The organism is Myxococcus sp. MxC21-1, from assembly GCF_032612255.1.
In the GTDB taxonomy this organism is placed as follows: Bacteria; Myxococcota; Myxococcia; order Myxococcales; family Myxococcaceae; genus Myxococcus; species Myxococcus virescens.
The window spans coordinates 4869385-4883270 of sequence record NZ_CP123278.1 but is presented as its reverse complement, the minus strand read 5'-3'; the positions used below and the strand labels follow the sequence as shown (position 1 = coordinate 4883270).

General features: G+C 68.4%; 13 protein-coding genes and 1 pseudogene. 8 read left to right on the top strand and 6 right to left on the bottom strand.

The genetic code is table 11. The features are described 5' to 3' along the window. Positions 1–110: 110 nt before the first annotated feature. From QEG98_RS21755 to QEG98_RS21730, 6 genes and pseudogenes are all read left to right on the top strand, one after another. Positions 111–566 carry a tRNA1(Val) (adenine(37)-N6)-methyltransferase gene (locus tag QEG98_RS21755; RefSeq protein ID WP_316562672.1) on the top strand — a complete coding sequence of 152 codons (456 nt, stop codon included), beginning with the start codon at positions 111–113 and terminating at the stop codon, positions 564–566. Positions 567–571: 5 nt separating this feature from the next. Further along, positions 572–763: a hypothetical protein gene (locus QEG98_RS21750; RefSeq protein WP_316562671.1), complete on the top strand. Its 192-nt coding sequence runs from the start codon at positions 572–574 to the stop codon at positions 761–763. A 4-nt stretch (positions 764–767) separates the two neighbouring features. After that, a pseudogene (locus QEG98_RS21745) lies at positions 768–1360 on the top strand (deoxyhypusine synthase family protein); the annotation flags it as partial. Positions 1361–1520: 160 nt separating this feature from the next. After that, positions 1521–2327, top strand: coding sequence for a hypothetical protein (locus QEG98_RS21740; protein WP_316562670.1), 807 nt, complete (start codon positions 1521–1523; stop codon positions 2325–2327). Between the two features lie 29 nt (positions 2328–2356). Continuing rightward, a complete protein-coding gene (locus tag QEG98_RS21735; RefSeq protein ID WP_316562669.1) occupies positions 2357–3295 on the top strand; it encodes a hypothetical protein in 939 nt (312 codons plus the stop codon). Then, positions 3246–3995 carry a 2OG-Fe(II) oxygenase gene (locus QEG98_RS21730; protein ID WP_316562668.1) on the top strand — a complete coding sequence of 250 codons (750 nt, stop codon included), beginning with the start codon at positions 3246–3248 and terminating at the stop codon, positions 3993–3995. The genes QEG98_RS21735 and QEG98_RS21730 overlap by 50 nt, the downstream gene beginning before the upstream one ends. Positions 3996–4449: 454 nt before the next feature. On the opposite strand, the gene QEG98_RS21725 is transcribed toward QEG98_RS21730, so the two are convergent. From QEG98_RS21725 to QEG98_RS21715, 3 genes are all read right to left on the bottom strand, one after another. Next, the gene (locus tag QEG98_RS21725; RefSeq protein ID WP_316562667.1) at positions 4450–5874 is read right to left on the bottom strand and encodes a DUF1552 domain-containing protein; all 1425 of its coding nucleotides are present in this window, start codon (positions 5872–5874) and stop codon (positions 4450–4452) included. Next, positions 5871–7586, bottom strand: a complete 1716-nt coding sequence (locus QEG98_RS21720; RefSeq protein ID WP_316562666.1) for a DUF1592 domain-containing protein — start codon at positions 7584–7586, stop codon at positions 5871–5873. Before QEG98_RS21720 ends, QEG98_RS21725 begins: the two co-directional genes overlap by 4 nt. A 229-nt stretch (positions 7587–7815) precedes the next feature. Then, entirely contained in the window at positions 7816–9186 is a 1371-nt protein-coding gene (locus QEG98_RS21715; RefSeq protein ID WP_316562665.1) for a hypothetical protein, read from the bottom strand. Between the two features lie 291 nt (positions 9187–9477). On the opposite strand from QEG98_RS21715, the gene QEG98_RS42040 reads away from it, so the two are divergent. Together QEG98_RS42040 and QEG98_RS21710 are read left to right on the top strand one after the other, a co-directional pair. Beyond that, positions 9478–9540: a hypothetical protein gene (locus QEG98_RS42040; protein WP_143043144.1), complete on the top strand. Its 63-nt coding sequence runs from the start codon at positions 9478–9480 to the stop codon at positions 9538–9540. 9 nt (positions 9541–9549) lie between these two features. Next, positions 9550–10107, top strand: a complete 558-nt coding sequence (locus QEG98_RS21710; protein WP_316562664.1) for a dihydrofolate reductase family protein — start codon at positions 9550–9552, stop codon at positions 10105–10107. 261 nt (positions 10108–10368) lie between these two features. Here QEG98_RS21710 and QEG98_RS21705 read toward each other — a convergent pair whose 3' ends face one another. The 3 genes from QEG98_RS21705 to QEG98_RS21695 all read right to left on the bottom strand — a co-directional run bounded on the left by QEG98_RS21705 (position 10369) and on the right by QEG98_RS21695 (position 13752). Beyond that, positions 10369–11307 (bottom strand): pirin family protein, encoded by a 939-nt coding sequence (locus QEG98_RS21705; RefSeq protein WP_316562663.1) that lies wholly within the window; start codon positions 11305–11307, stop codon positions 10369–10371. Positions 11308–11367: 60 nt separating this feature from the next. Further along, positions 11368–12303: a LysR family transcriptional regulator gene (locus tag QEG98_RS21700; RefSeq protein ID WP_316562662.1), complete on the bottom strand. Its 936-nt coding sequence runs from the start codon at positions 12301–12303 to the stop codon at positions 11368–11370. Positions 12304–12807: 504 nt separating this feature from the next. After that, complete coding sequence (locus QEG98_RS21695; protein WP_316562661.1) at positions 12808–13752, bottom strand: nitrous oxide reductase family maturation protein NosD; 945 nt, start codon at positions 13750–13752, stop codon at positions 12808–12810. Between the last annotated feature and the right edge of the window lie 134 nt (positions 13753–13886).

The window sequence follows — 13886 nt, the reverse complement described above, 5'->3', positions numbered from 1 at the left end:
CCTGCCCCGGCGTGTTCCGCTCGAGCTCCAGCCCGGGGCCGGAGAGACGCTGGACTCGATTTGTGGCGGGGGCGCGGGTGCTGCAACGCCGTTAGGGATACCGCTTCACGTTGGCCCCACTGCTGCTGGCGCACTTCGCCATGGACGAAGGCGCGGCGCAGCGGGGCCGGCTGATGGACCTGGGCACAGGGTGCGGAATCATCCCCCTGGTGCTCGCGCGCAAGCTGGGACGCAAGGACATCACCGCACTGGAGGTTCAGGCGCGCCTGTTCTCCCTGGCCGAGCGGAACGTGTACCTCAACCGCTGTGAGCGCGAAGTGCCCCTGGTGCATGGGGACCTGCGCAGGGTAGGGGTGCAGTTGGCGGCGGGCAGCTTCGTGCACGTGCTGCGCAATCCGCCGTACCGGACGCGGGCATCGGGGCGAAGCAGCGTGTCCACGGAGAAGGCGATTGCGCGGCACGAGCTGGCGTGTGAGCTCCAGGACGTGGTGCGCGCGGCGGACCACTTACTGGTGCCGCGTGGAGCGCTGTTCATGGTGTACCCGGCGTCACGCTTGGTGAGCTGACGTCTGTGTTGCGGCTCCATCGGATGGAGCCGCGCACCGCGCGGAGGGTGCATCCGCTGGCGGACCGGCCCGCGAAGCTGGTGCTGCTTCATGCCGTCGAGGCGGGCAGGGCGGACCTGACGGTACTGCCGCCCCTGGTGCTTCATGGGGATGACGAGCACGCGTTCACGGACGAGGCAAACGCGATTCTGATGTGAATGAAAGGGCCAGCGCCGCTTCTGGCACGAGTACCTCTACGAGGTCATCCAGATGCTGGACCCCGCGTCGTACGATGGCGACCCGGAGGCCTGCTGGCTGCTCGAGGCGGCGCGGCGCAAGCTGCCCATCGTCGTCCCGGGTTACGAGGACTCGACGTTCGGCAACATCTTCGCGTCCTTCGTGAAGGCGGGTGAGTGCAACGCGAGCATCGTCAAGTCCGGCATCGAGTGCATGGCGGACTTCTATGACCGCTACGAGGAGGTCTCCATGGGCCAGGGCTTGGGCTTCTTCCAGATTGGCGGCGGCATCGCCGGTGACTTCCCATCTGCGTCGTCCCGTTCATCAAGTACGACCTGCAGAAGCCCGTGAAGCCGTGGGCGTGCTTCTCCCAGATCAGCGACTCGACGACGTCCTACGGCTCGTACTCGGGCGCGACGCCCAACGAGAAGATCACGTGGGACAAGCTGACCGAGATGACGCCGATGTTCGTCATCGAGTCGGACGCCACCATCGTCGTCCCGCTGATGCTCCGCGCCCTGCTCGAGTGCCAGGGCAACCCGAGGGCGGCGAGCGCCCTCATCGCGAAGCACCGGGGCTCGCAGGCGGTTGCTGGGGCCGATGTGGGAGGGGGGCCGGTGCCGCCTCTCCCCGTCGCCGAGGGGGGCAGGGTTTCAATTCGTCCCAGAAACCCTCTCGACTTCATAGAAACGAGCAACTTCCGCATGGGGGGAGGCGATAACTCTCAACGGAGCCCACATGCGCCCTATCAAATCGCCGACCCAATTCGTTTCCTCGCTCGAGACCCGACTGAAGGAGGCCACCCGCGGTGGCAAGCAGGTGGGAGCGCCCACCCTCCAGAAGGCGCTCAAGGGCGCGGATGCCAGCTCGCTCACCCCTCACCAGCACGAGCAGCTGCGCGATGTCTTCGAGAAGGTGAAGCTGACGCCCAAGGCCCGCGAGCTGGCGGACCGCTTCGTCGGATCCCCGCAGGGGCATGAGAAGACGCTGCCCAAGTTCTTCGACGGCCGGGTGAAGGCCAAGGCGGATGAGCCGTCGCTGCCTGGCTTCGATGGCCCGCTCACCCCTCCGAACATCAAGGCCCCGGAGGGACTCGAGAAGGCGCTGCCCAAGTTCTTCGACGGCCGGGTGAAGGTCAAGGCGGACGAGCCGTCGCTGCCCGACGTCGGCGGCCCGTTCACGCCGCCGAACAACGGTGGGCTCGTGAAGGTGAAGATGGACGAGCCGACGCTGCCCGACATCGGCGGCCCGCTCACGCCGCCGAACAACGGTGGGCTCGTGAAGGTGAAGATGGATGAGCCGACGCTGCCCGACATCAGCGGTCCGTTCACGCCTCCGAACAACGGTGGGCTCGTGAAGGTGAAGATGGACGAGCCGACGCTGCCCGACATCGGCGGTCCGTTCACGCCGCCGAACAACGGTGGGCTCGTGAAGGTGAAGATGGACGAGCCGACGCTGCCCGACATCGGCGGTCCGTTCACGCCGCCGAACAACGGTGGGCTCGTGAAGGTCATGGCCGACGACCCCTTCCGGGGCAACAGCTGACCTGACGCCCCGGACGTCAGCCGCCGCTCATGGCTCCTCGGAAGAAGGTCGTTCTCATCGGCTCGCGCACGGACGACGCCACCCGGTATGTGGCTGAAGCCGTGGAGCGTCGTCGGGCGAGCGCCATCATCGTGGAGACGGAGCGGGTGCCCGACACCGTCACCTTCGACTGGGAGGACGGTGTCGTGCACTGGGAGAAGGAGTGTCTCAGCGACCTGCGCTCCTTCTACGTCAAGAACCTGCGGCTCTCACTCCCCGTTCCAGAGGCCGAGGCCCTGACCGAGCGCAACTTCCCGCGCTGGCAGGAGCAATACCTTGCCGAGCGGGAGCGCCAGTCCTTCCTCCACTCGGTGGTGCGCGCCCTCCATCGGCGCGGCTGCTCCTTCGTCAATCCCATGGAGGCCGTGGAGCTGCACTACCTCAAGCTCCACCAGCTCGCGCTCCTCGCGCGCCACAAGGTCCCCGTCCCTTCGAGCCTGGCCACCCACTCACCGGACGCGGTGCGCGCGTTCTTCGCCCGCCACCGGAACGTCGTCTACAAGCCGCTGGGCGGCGGCGCGATGGTGCGCAAGCTGAGCGAGGCCGACCTCACCGACGAGCGGCTCACCCTGCTCGGAAACTGTCCCGTCCTCTTCCAGGAACAGATTCAGGGCGACGAGTTCCGCGCCTACGTCCTCGCGGGCGAGCCCGTGGCCGCCTTCCAGATTCCCACCGAGGGCGTGGTCGACGCGCGGCAGAACCTGGATAAGGTCAGACCCGCTCGACTGCCTCGCGCGGCCTGGGACCTCTGCGTCCGTGGCGCCAAGGCATTGGGAATGGTCTTCACCGCCGTGGACCTGCGCCGCACTCCCGAGGGCGCCTTCGTGGCCCTCGAGTTCAATCCCACCCCCGCCATCTCCTTTTTCGATGACCCGCGCGATGGCAAAGTCATCACCCGACTCGCCAGCTACCTCGTCGCCCAGGCCTGAGCGCCCCAGCGGCTTCTTCATCCCGGACTTCGCCGAGGGCATCTTCGGTGCCGTCCGCGCGGTGCCGCGGCATCTCGACGCGGCCAGGCCCTGGACGCGGCTCGCCGTGGCATCCGAGGCCCTGCGCGCCACCATCCTCCGCGAGTTCTCGGAGGGCGGTCGCGTGCTCCACGTCTGCCTCCAGGACGCGCTGCTGCCCGAGCGCGCCGAGGCCCTCCACGCCGCCCTCCGTCAGGCCCTCTTCCGGCGCCATCACCACGGCCCCTATCCCCTGCACGTGGCGCCGCTCGACTCGCGCCAGCCCCCCTCCACGCTGATCGACTTCTGCGCTTGGCTGCGCAGTGACGAGGCCGCTGCCTTCTTCGCGGACCTCGTGGGCTGGCCCCGACCCCTCCAGACCCGTCAGGTCCAGGTCTCCCGAATGGAGGTGGGGGAGTCCTTCCCTCCACATCACGACACGCAGGAGGAAGGGCTCGCGGTGGTGTTCAACTTCACGCGCCCCTGGGACGAGCGCTTCGGCGGTGTCCTCGCCTTCCCGCATCCCGAAGGCGCGTGGGACAGCATCCGCGTGCCGCCCCTCTTCAACTCGGTCTTCGTCTTCCGCGCCGTGGGCGCGCTCCACCGAGTGACTGAGTGGCTGCCCGCCGCTCAGGGCCACCAGCGCTACTCCATCACCGCGTTCATGCTCGAGCGGCCGTGAGTCACGCGCTGCCCGCGCTCCAGCGCGGCGAGCCAGCCGCGTCGTCGCGTCGGCGCTCTCATCTCCGGGCCGCCGGGGCCCGAGGGCCGGCGCGAAGGGCGGCCTCCTGACGCCAGTGCCCCATGGCCTGCGCCTTGGACGAGCCCCGCGACAGACCCGCGCGGCCTCCGCACGCGGGTCGGTGTCCTCTGCCAGCGGCCTGGACAGCATGGAGAGGGACGCCAGCGGGCACGGCTGTCGGGTACCGCCTCTCGGGACCCACCTCCAATACCGCCGCGGAAGACGGCGACGTGTGGTGCTCGACGCGCAGGGGAGGGGCTCCCGCTGGCAGGAGCCTCCTCGTGAGCTGGAGAGTGAGCTGTCTGCGCTTGCCCCAGCGCCACGGACAGCGTGGTCACGCTGCCTGAACGACCTGCTCCAGCGCCGGACACTGGAGCAGGACGCAATCGTCCACTCAGGCGATGAGCTCGGAGAGCACGCCCTTGGTCAGCGACGGGTCGCCGAAGTCGTCCAGGTTCCCGCCGGCCGCGTTCCTCAGCCCCACGGCGGTGCCAATCGTGTTCAGCATCCGGTTGTGGTTGGGATTGCCGCCGCCCGACGCCTCGACGTAGACGCCCTGCTTGAAGAAGCCATTGCAGCTCCCCGCCAGGACGAAGGGCACATTGCGCGCCGAGTGAGCCGGCCCGTTGCCCAGGTCGTTGTACCAGACAGCCACGCCGTGCTCGATGAGTCGCTTTCCGTCCGGCATCTGGTAGGCCACCAGCCGGTCCAGGAGGTGATTGAAGGCGCTCGCGAACTGCACGTCCACGTGGTGGTGCAGCAGGTCCGAACCCGTGATGATGCCGCCGCTGGAGTCGTGCGACGAGCGACGGTGGGACACGTAATGGAAGTTCTCCATCAACTGCCCCGTGTCCGGGTTGCGGTAGCGCGTGTCGCCGTCGTTGCCATTGCCCACCTGGATGACGGCCGCGCGGTTGGTGCCGCACGCCATCGCCATCACGGCGATGTCCATGTGCAGCCTGGCGGTGGCGAGCACCTCGGTGCCGTCCGTGCTGTCATAGCCGGGCGACTGCTGCTGGAGGATGAGCTCCTGGTCCGCGCGCATGCGGCAGCTCAGGGCGACCTCCAGGTCCCGGACGTTGGACAGGTGCAGGTCCAAGCGCTCATGGTCGGACGCGCTCAGCTCGGGACGCTGCTGGAGCGCCTGGAGCTGGGCCTTCACCAGGTCGTTCACGCTGCGCTGCCGGACGAGGAGCTGCTCGCGAGCCTCGGGAGTCAGTCCTCCCGGGCCGCCAATCATCGTCTGGTACGCATTCCACGGGTCATGCAGCGCGGCCCGGCGCACGTTGCTGCTCCGGTAGGAGAGGCAGGGCCCCCCGAGCCAGCCGCCACGCCGGCCCGCGTAGAAGACGAGCGAGTCACGCTGCTGCGGATTGAGCTCGCGGCCGATGCGGTGGTCGATGGACTCGCCCGCGGACTCGGAGCCGCCGCCCGCGCCCTCCACCACGGGGCCCTGCGCCGTCAGCCCCTGCATGGCGCCGCGGGCGTGGCCGTCCCCGTAGTTGTAGTCCTTCATGTTGACGTTGCGCACCAGCAGCAGGTGCGCGCGGTGGTCATCGAGCACGCCCACGGCCCGCCCGGCCATGCTCTCCGCGGTGAGCGCACCCAGGGTGCGCGGCCAGAAGCGCTCCGGCTCCGCGCCGAGCTCCGACGTCGTCTGGGCCGAGGCGACGCCGTTGGCCTGCCGGAAGAAGATGGCGTACGGCAGCACCCCCGAGTCCGCCGCGCGGGCGGTCCTCGGCATCAGCCCCTCGAGAAACGGCAGGCTCAGCATCGTCCCGCCAAGGCCCTTCAACACCATCCGGCGACTCAGCTTCATGGCAGCTCCTCCGGGTGGCGATTCACGAAGCCCTCGCTGGTGACGACCTCCACGACGAGGTCGACGATGGACAGGTTGCCCGCCTTCGACAGCTTTCCGAGCCGCTCCACCAGCGGCACATCCTCGTGGGCGGACGGGCGCCCGTGGAGGTACTCCACCCAGTGCTTCGCGTAGCACGCATGCACCGTCTCATTGGCCGCGAGTGCGTCCGCCAGGTCGAGCGCGTCGCGCACCGACACCGTCTCTCCGTTGATGTTGGGAGACGCGCTGGCGTCCACCGGATGTCCGTTGTCCGTGGTGCGGTAGCCGCCGATGGCGTCGAAGTTCTCGAAGGGGAAGCCGAGCGGGTTGATGAGGTTCGAGTGGCAGCTGGCGCACGCAGTCCCTGGCGCTTCGGTGTGCGAGGCGACGACCTCGCGATTGGTGCGGCCCTGGGGGGCGGGGAGCGGCGGGATGTTGGCCGGCGGCGCGCCAATCTTCCGGCAGATGATGCGCTCGGACACGAAGACGCCGCGGTGGATGGGGTCCGGGTCCACCGACGTCGCGTGCGAGGCCAGGAAGCCCACCTGGGTGAGCACGCCCTTGCGCTCGCGCGAGTCCAGCGTCACGGGGACGAAGTCGGCGGTGAACGTGCCACTCAGCCCGTAGACGCGCGCCAGCTCGTCGTTGACGAAGGTGGCCGGCGAGGTGAGCAGGTCGCTGTAGCCGCCCTTGCGGGAGAAGACGACGTCCTGGACGAAAAGGGTCGTCTCCCGGGCCGCGTACTCCCCGAGGCGCTCGGACACCTGCGGGTAGCGCGTGAGGGAGGGCCGGATGGCGGCATAGCGGGGCACGTCGAAGAGGGTGCGGTGGAAGGCCTCCACCACCTTGTTCGAGCGCGCGTCCTGGAGCATGCGCCGTGCCTGTGTGGCGACGCCCTCGCGGGAGTGCAGGGTGCCCTCGCTCGCGGCGGCGAACAGGGTGTCGTCCGGCATGGCGCTCCAGAGGCCGTAGCTCAGCCGCGAAGCCACTTCGTAGTCGTCGAGCGGCACCCGGTCCTGCACGGCCTGCGTGCTGCGCTCCACGCGGTAGAGGAAGTGGGGCGACTGAAGGAAGGCTTCAATCACCAGCCGGATGCCACCCTCGAAGGCCGACATGTCCGCGTAGGCCTGGGGCCCCTTGCGGTACAGCCCGAGGTAGCTCTCCACCTCTTCGGACGTCAGCGGGCGCCGATGCGCGCGCAGGCCGAAGGACTCCACGAAGGCGCGGGCGCGCTCCTCGTCGGTGGCGGCCGACGGAGGCAAGAGGCGCGCGAGCTTCGTCGCGTCCGTCGTCACCTGGCCGGCGAGTTCAGCGGCGGCGCGCTGGTAGGCGCCCCAGAGGGCCTCGTCGACGGAGAGGGCGCGCGCATCGTTGTCGAAGAGGAAGCCGCTCTGGGCGGGGTCCGCGCGGAAGGTGCCCGCCAGCGTGGTGGGCGGTGCGTCCAGCCTGAGCAGCTCCTGCACGCTGTTCGTCCACTGCACGTGCGTCAGGCGCGCCATTCGCACGGACGGGGCTGGCTTCTCGATGGCGGTGGGCGGGGGTGTACCGGGGCCGGGCCCTCCACCGGGGCCCTCCGGGTTGGAGATGGTTCCTTCGCAGCCAGCAGCCCCGCTCAAGACCAGCCCGAGCACCACCGGGCGCCACCACCGTCCCCGCTCCGCTGGCTCTCGTGACAACCGTTGTGACCGCATCCTCGGCACGAGCGCCTCCATCATTGGGAGACATACCAATCAGATGGATGATGCGTTCCTGTCAATGTAGCCGCGACTCGCACGCGCATCGGTCGAATGGCCCGATGACACGGATACTGAAAAACTCGTGTCACGCGTGCATACGCGTTGCATCTTTCATGTGGGCCTCGCGGAAAGTGAGGAGGAGGCGCCACATGCGTGGGGGACAGACCCCCTCAATGCGGTGGTGTTACAGACTGAGGTACACGCCGAGCTGACCGCTGAAGTACAGGTCCTTGGCGCCGCCGGCGAAGACCGGGGCTCCCTCCGCGGCGTCGGCGGTGAAGGAGTAGCTCCGCAGCTCTCCGCCCAGCCGCAGACCCCAAATGCGCGTCAGGGCGAACTCCACGGCGAGTTCGCCATCGAGTCCGGAGCCGCTCAGCTTCGGGAGGTAGTCGTCCGAGGACAGCTCGCCGCCGCTCAGCACGTGCTGGTAGCCCACGCGCGCGGCGATGGCCCATCGCTCGGTGAGCGCCTTGCGCAGGCCCAGCTCCACGTGCGCGAAGCGGTAGTCCACGTCGGGCAGGGCGAAGGTGCTCTCCGGCGGGAGCTCCACCGCGAAGGAGTGGGTGCCGTACAGCGCGCCCACCGAGACCTCCAGCCACGGCAGCGGCAGGCGGAGGCGCAGGCCTCCCTCCAGGAGCTGCGCGGTGGTGCCGTACTCGGAGCCATCCGGAAGCCGCGTGGACAGCCCGAGGGCGCGTGTGCCCCGCGCCACGATACCCAGGTTGTGCACCATCCCATCCGTGAAGTGGGAGAGCGGGAAGTAGCTCACCGAGAGGCTCGCCGCCGCGGCGCTGTTGAGGCTGTATTCGGGCAGCGCGTTGGCGTTGCTGCCCGAGAAGTTGAAGCGGCGGAACAGCCCCTGTCCGGACAGCAGCGCCTCCAGGATGGGGCCGTCCAGGTCGCGAGAGCCGGCGGCCTTCGGCTCGGGCTCCACTGGCGGCTCCTCCTTCGTCACGGTGGGCGGAGGAGGCTTCACGACCGCCGGGCGCGGTGCCTCCGCGATGGGGGCCGGGGGCGCGACCTCCGGCTCGGAGACAGGCGTCGGAGGCGTGACGGCGGCAGGTGGGAGGCTCTGCTCCGGGCCCGCCTTCAGGGCCGCGCCCAGCTTGGGCTCGAGTTCGCGCCGCACGTCGGGGAAGGCGCGGTTCGTGCGGACGTCCCAGCGCTCCTCCGCGAGGAGGGTGCCGTCCTTGCCGGAGTAGGCGCGGACCTCCACGTCCCAGCGCTTCGTCCCCTTCACCGAGGCGAGGATCAGCACGTCCGCGCCGAGCTTCTTCGCCAGCGCCCGCCGCTGCGCATCCGTCTTCGGACCGCCGCGGATGCGCTTCACCTGGGCATCCACCTTCTTCGCGGGCAGCACCTCTCGCCCGCGTCCCTTCTTGCCCAGTTCCTGCGTCAGCACCCTGCGCAGCGCATCCGCCTGGCGGCCCTCCGGGCGCAGCACCGCGACTCGGGTCTTCTGCGCTTGCGTATTCTTCGCCTGCGCGGCCTCGGCCGGGCGGTAAGACACGACCAGCGCCAGCACCAGCAACACCCATCCCGCGATGCGGCTCACAGGGCCACCTCCTTGGAGCGAACAGACGAGGTGGTAGCGGCCGGGAGGGCAGGGACGAAGGGGCGGGAACACATGGGGGCTCGGCTTCCAGTGTCTAGACGGGGGGCTGCCTCGCCCCAAGCAATTGAGGGGCCAACATCCCGGAGCTTGGAGCTTATCTTGGTAGGCGCGCGTGGAACCAGGTGATGATGCCCACTGCGAGGTAAAGCATTCCCGGGGTCCAGCGGCTCGTCATGCGAATCATTCACGTCATGACGCGTGTTCTGACGCAGGCTCGCGACGCCTTCGCTCCTGGCGCACATCCTCTGCGACAAGTTCTGCGACGGCCTGCCGTTCCATCGCCAGGAGTGTTAGACCCGCCGCATGGGACTCTTGACCTTCAGCATCAACGTCACCCTGGACGGCTGCGTTGACCACCAGGAGGGAATCGCCGACGACGAGACACACGCCTTCTTCACTCGCCTCATGGACGAGTGCGGGGCGATGCTGTGGGGCCGCGTCACCTACGAGATGATGGAGAGCTTCTGGCCGGCGGTCGCCCGCGGCGACGAGGAGGCGCCGCCGGCGATGCGCGAGTGGGCGGTCAAGCTGGAGGCCAAGCCGAAGTATGTGGCGTCGTCGACGCGAAAGGACTTCCCGTGGACCAACAGCCACCACATCGCCGGCGACCTGCGCACGGGCGTGCAGAAGCTCAAGGACGCGACCCCGGCCGGCGTGCTCCTCGGTAGCGGCAAGCTCGCGACCGAGCTGGACCGGCTGGATCTGATCGACGAGTACAAGTTCCTCGTCCACCCCAGGATCGCCGGCCACGGCCCGACCCTGTACCAGAGCGGGCTGCCCAGCACGCGACGGCTCGAGCTGGTCTCGGCGAAGCCGCTCCGCAGCGGCGCGGTCGCCATGCACTACCGGCGCGCGCGCTGACTCAGATCAGAGCAGCCCCATTGCGCCCAGCTCGCGGGCCAGCGCGTCGTCGGGAGCCGAGCTTGGGCCGTTCATCTCCTCCTCGCGAACGCCCGCCCCGATGATCAACAGCTCGGCCCCGTCAGCGGCCCTCCTCGGCCCCTCCGCTCCAGTCCTCACCCTCAACAGGGCCTCTATCCCGCCGATACGTTGACGCCCCCGGGACGGTGTGTCCCGGAGGTGCCAACACTCCTTGCGCGACGTCAGCCGCCGCGCGCCCCGTTACTCGGGAATCCCACCGAAGGCGCCCGACTCGAAGTCGTCGATGGCCTGGATGATCTCCCGGTGGTTGTTCATCACGAACGGCCCGGTGTGGGCGATGGGCTCGTGGATGGGCTCGCCCGCGAGGACGATGAAGTGCGTGTCCTCATCGGCCCGGAGGGTGAGGGTCTCCCCGTCGTTGGCGAACACCGCGAGCTCACCGCTCCGGATGCTCTCCGCGTCCACCGTCACGCGGCCGTTGGCGACGAGCACCAGGGCGTTGTGGTTCGAGGGCAGCGACAGGTGGAAGTCCTCGCCCGCGCGCACCTTCACGTCGAGCATGGAGATGGGCGTGAAGGTCCTGGCGGGACCCTTCGCGTCACCGTAGCTCCCGGCGATGATGCGCACCCGGCTGTGCTCCGTGGCCTCCCCGCCTCCTTGAACGGGGACCACCGGAATCTGCTCCTTCGTGATGGGCTGGTAGCCCGGAGCGGACATCTTGTGCTGGCGAGGCAGGTTCACCCAGAGTTGGAGCATGTGGAACGTGCCCCCGCGCCGGGAGAAGTCGTGCTCGTGGTACTCCTCGTGGAGGATGCCGGACGCCGCCGTCATCCACTGCACGTCCCCGGGACCGATGACGCCGGAGTTGCCTGCGTTGTCGCGGTGCGCGACGTGACCCTCGAACGCGAGCGTCACCGTCTCGAAGCCACGGTGCGGATGCCAGCCGACGCCCCGCTGGCCCTTCGCCAGCGCGGGGTAGTCATGGGGCGGATGGTAGTCGAGCAGCAGGAACGGACTGGTCCGCTCCTGGCGCAGGCCGCCGCTCGGCACGAGGGTGTGGACGCGGAAGCCGTCACCCACCCAGTGCAGCTCGCCGCCACCATGGACACTCTCCAGGGTGCGGGGGCGGGAAGTGGCTCGAGGAGAAGTGGGAACGCTGACTTGGGTCGTGGTGCTCATGGTTCCAAACCTAAGAGCCGAGCCCCGTCTGTAAATCGCTCCAGGTCGTGATGCTTTTCATCACGTCGTGTGATGGTCCGCGCCCCCGAGCGCGAGCTGGCACAGCGAGGTGATCCGGTTCGAGGCCCACGTCGCCACCGGGCCCAGCGGCGTGCCCTTGCGGCGCACCAGGGCGAGCGGGCGCTGGGGTGGGGGACCGCCCTCCCAGGCCGCCAGGCGCAGCGCCACCAGCCGTCCTGCGGCGAGGTCGTCGCGGACGAGGTGCTCGGGCTCGAGGCCCCAGCCGATGCCGCCGACGAGGAGTGAGTGCTTGGTCATCAGGTCCGCGACACGCCAGAGGCGCGAGCCGATGACGCCCCGGTCCGCCGTGCCCGTCTTGCCCTCCGGCAGCCGCTCGCTCAGGACGATTTGGATGGCGGAGGTGAGGTGCGCCTCCGTGAGGACGCCCTTCACCGCCGCGAGCGGATGCGAGGGCGCGGCGACGGGAATCATCTTGAGGAGCGCGATGGGGCGCTGCTCCAGGCCAGTGAGGTCCAGGTCCGCGCCGGCGATGCCCAGCGTCGCGCGCCGCTCGCGCACGCGCTCCGTCACCGCGGACAGCAGCTCCACCTCCAGCGCCAGCTCCACACCCGGGTGCGTGCGCGCCAGCTCCCGCACGAAGTCCAGCAGTGCGTCGGTGGGGAACATGGCGTCCACCACCAGCGACAGCTTCGTCTCCTCGCCGCTCTTGAGCCGGCCCACCACCGCCTGGAACGCGGCGATGTCCTCGTGGAGCCGCTGCGCCGCCGCGACGACGGCTTCTCCCTTCGCCGTCAGACGCGGGACGCGCCCGCTCCGGTCGAAGAGCCGCAGGCCGAGCTGCTTCTCCAGCCGCTGCATGGCTTGACTGACGGCGGGCTGCCCCTGGCCGAGCTTCCGGGCCGCCGCGGAGAAGCTGCCCTCCTCGGCCACCGCGCGGAGCGTGCGGAGTTGGTCAATGGTGACGCTTTCGAGCACCGCGCGACTGCATCACATCGGCGGCGATGATGCACGCGGGCGTCCTCGCGCTCTTCGGCAGCGAATGGCGAACTCCTCTTCTCAGGGGCTTCAGGCGCTCGATGAGGGAACGTCGGGAGCTGGGCCGCGCCTGTCACGAATTCGGTAACATGCACCCCATTTCGCAATCGGAGCATTCATGAACCACCCCATCGCCGCTGCCTGCTCACTGATGCTGCTTGGCGCAGCGCCCGGCACGCTGAAGGCGAACCACGATGCCGCGAGTCCCACGCGGGGAGGCTCGTCCAGGAGCGTCGCCCGCTTCGGCGGAAGCATCACCGAAGCGGAGCAATCGCATGTTGTGCTCAAGCGCGGACGCTCAGGATTGAAGGGACTCATCGCGGCGCGGAAGGACATCCGCGGTCCCGCCGTCCAGGTACGTGGCGATGCCTTTCCTCATTCCCGGCTCCGCACGCAGGTGCTTGCGGAGCACGTCGGACTCCAAGTGGACGCCGACTTACACCGCTATCGTTTGCACAGCCCGTCTGGGATGTCGGTCAGGCAGTCGTTGTTCTTCCAGGTATTCGCGGTCCCCGCCGTTTCATCTCCGGTGGACGCATCGTGCGCATCAACGCCGGCGGGGTCGAGGACACCATTGTCCCTCATGCGGTTGTTCCTGACCTGATTACCGCTCGGGAGTGGGCCTCCCGGCTCGCAGAGCCCCAGGCGGATACCATCACGTCCATTTTCATTGGCCTTGTTGTTCCTGATTCTGTTTCCGGTGGAGTTGCCGCAGAGCAAGATGCCGTCGCCCTGGCCGCTGCCCATGTTTCTCTTGCTGACATTCTGATCGATGTCGTTGTTGCTGGAGTCCGCGAGGAAGATGCCAATGCCATTGGCACGGACCGTGTTCTTGTCGAAGTCGCTGCCGCTCGTCCCGTTGGCGAAGATGCTGAAGGTATTGTTGAAGATGGTGTTGTTCTCAACCTCCGCGTCGGAGGTGAAGAAGACGCCAATGGCCGACGCCGCGAACCCGGTGAAGTCACGGATGACGTTGTCAATCATCCGGGTGCATGGGGCAATGGTCGCAATGCCCAGGGCGCCAAAGGTATTCACACCGATGATCTCGAAGCCGCGAACCTCGACCTTGCGGGCTTGAATCAAGAAGCCAATCGTCGAGCTCGTCAGGTTCATGTCGACGGTTACTGCGCCCTTGGCCCGCAGCGTGAGTTGCTCTGTGTTCACAACCACCCCGCCGGCATAGGTTCCCTCACAGACCAGGACCTTGTCCCCCGGCAAGGCAAGGTTCACGCCATCCTGGATGGTCTGGGCATCGGGGTTCTTGCAGTCCATCCCGTCATCGTCGACGACAATGGTCCTGCCTTCTTGACTGTGTGCGCTGGCAGGAGATGCACCCCACGGGGTCCCGAGAGCCAGAATCAGCCCCATGGGTACGAATCGCAACTTCATGTGTTCCCCCTCTTGGCGTGAAGCCATTCACCATCTGTGGCACGGATGTGGCTGTTGATTACAGCGGCCGAAGAATGGGACGGCCCTCCAGTCCGTGCCATCGCCCGTCGAGCCCGGCCGGTGTCGCCAGATTG

Coding starts and splice junctions, on each gene's coding strand:
- QEG98_RS21740 (WP_316562670.1), top strand. CDS start 1,521: ATGCGCCCTATCAAATCGCCGACCCAATTCGTTTCCTCGCTCGAGACC.
- QEG98_RS21735 (WP_316562669.1), top strand. CDS start 2,357: ATGGCTCCTCGGAAGAAGGTCGTTCTCATCGGCTCGCGCACGGACGAC.
- QEG98_RS21730 (WP_316562668.1), top strand. CDS start 3,246: ATGGCAAAGTCATCACCCGACTCGCCAGCTACCTCGTCGCCCAGGCCT.
- QEG98_RS21725 (WP_316562667.1), bottom strand. CDS start 5,874: ATGAAGCTGAGTCGCCGGATGGTGTTGAAGGGCCTTGGCGGGACGATG.
- QEG98_RS21720 (WP_316562666.1), bottom strand. CDS start 7,586: ATGCGGTCACAACGGTTGTCACGAGAGCCAGCGGAGCGGGGACGGTGG.
- QEG98_RS21710 (WP_316562664.1), top strand. CDS start 9,550: ATGGGACTCTTGACCTTCAGCATCAACGTCACCCTGGACGGCTGCGTT.
- QEG98_RS21705 (WP_316562663.1), bottom strand. CDS start 11,307: ATGAGCACCACGACCCAAGTCAGCGTTCCCACTTCTCCTCGAGCCACT.
- QEG98_RS21695 (WP_316562661.1), bottom strand. CDS start 13,752: ATGAAGTTGCGATTCGTACCCATGGGGCTGATTCTGGCTCTCGGGACC.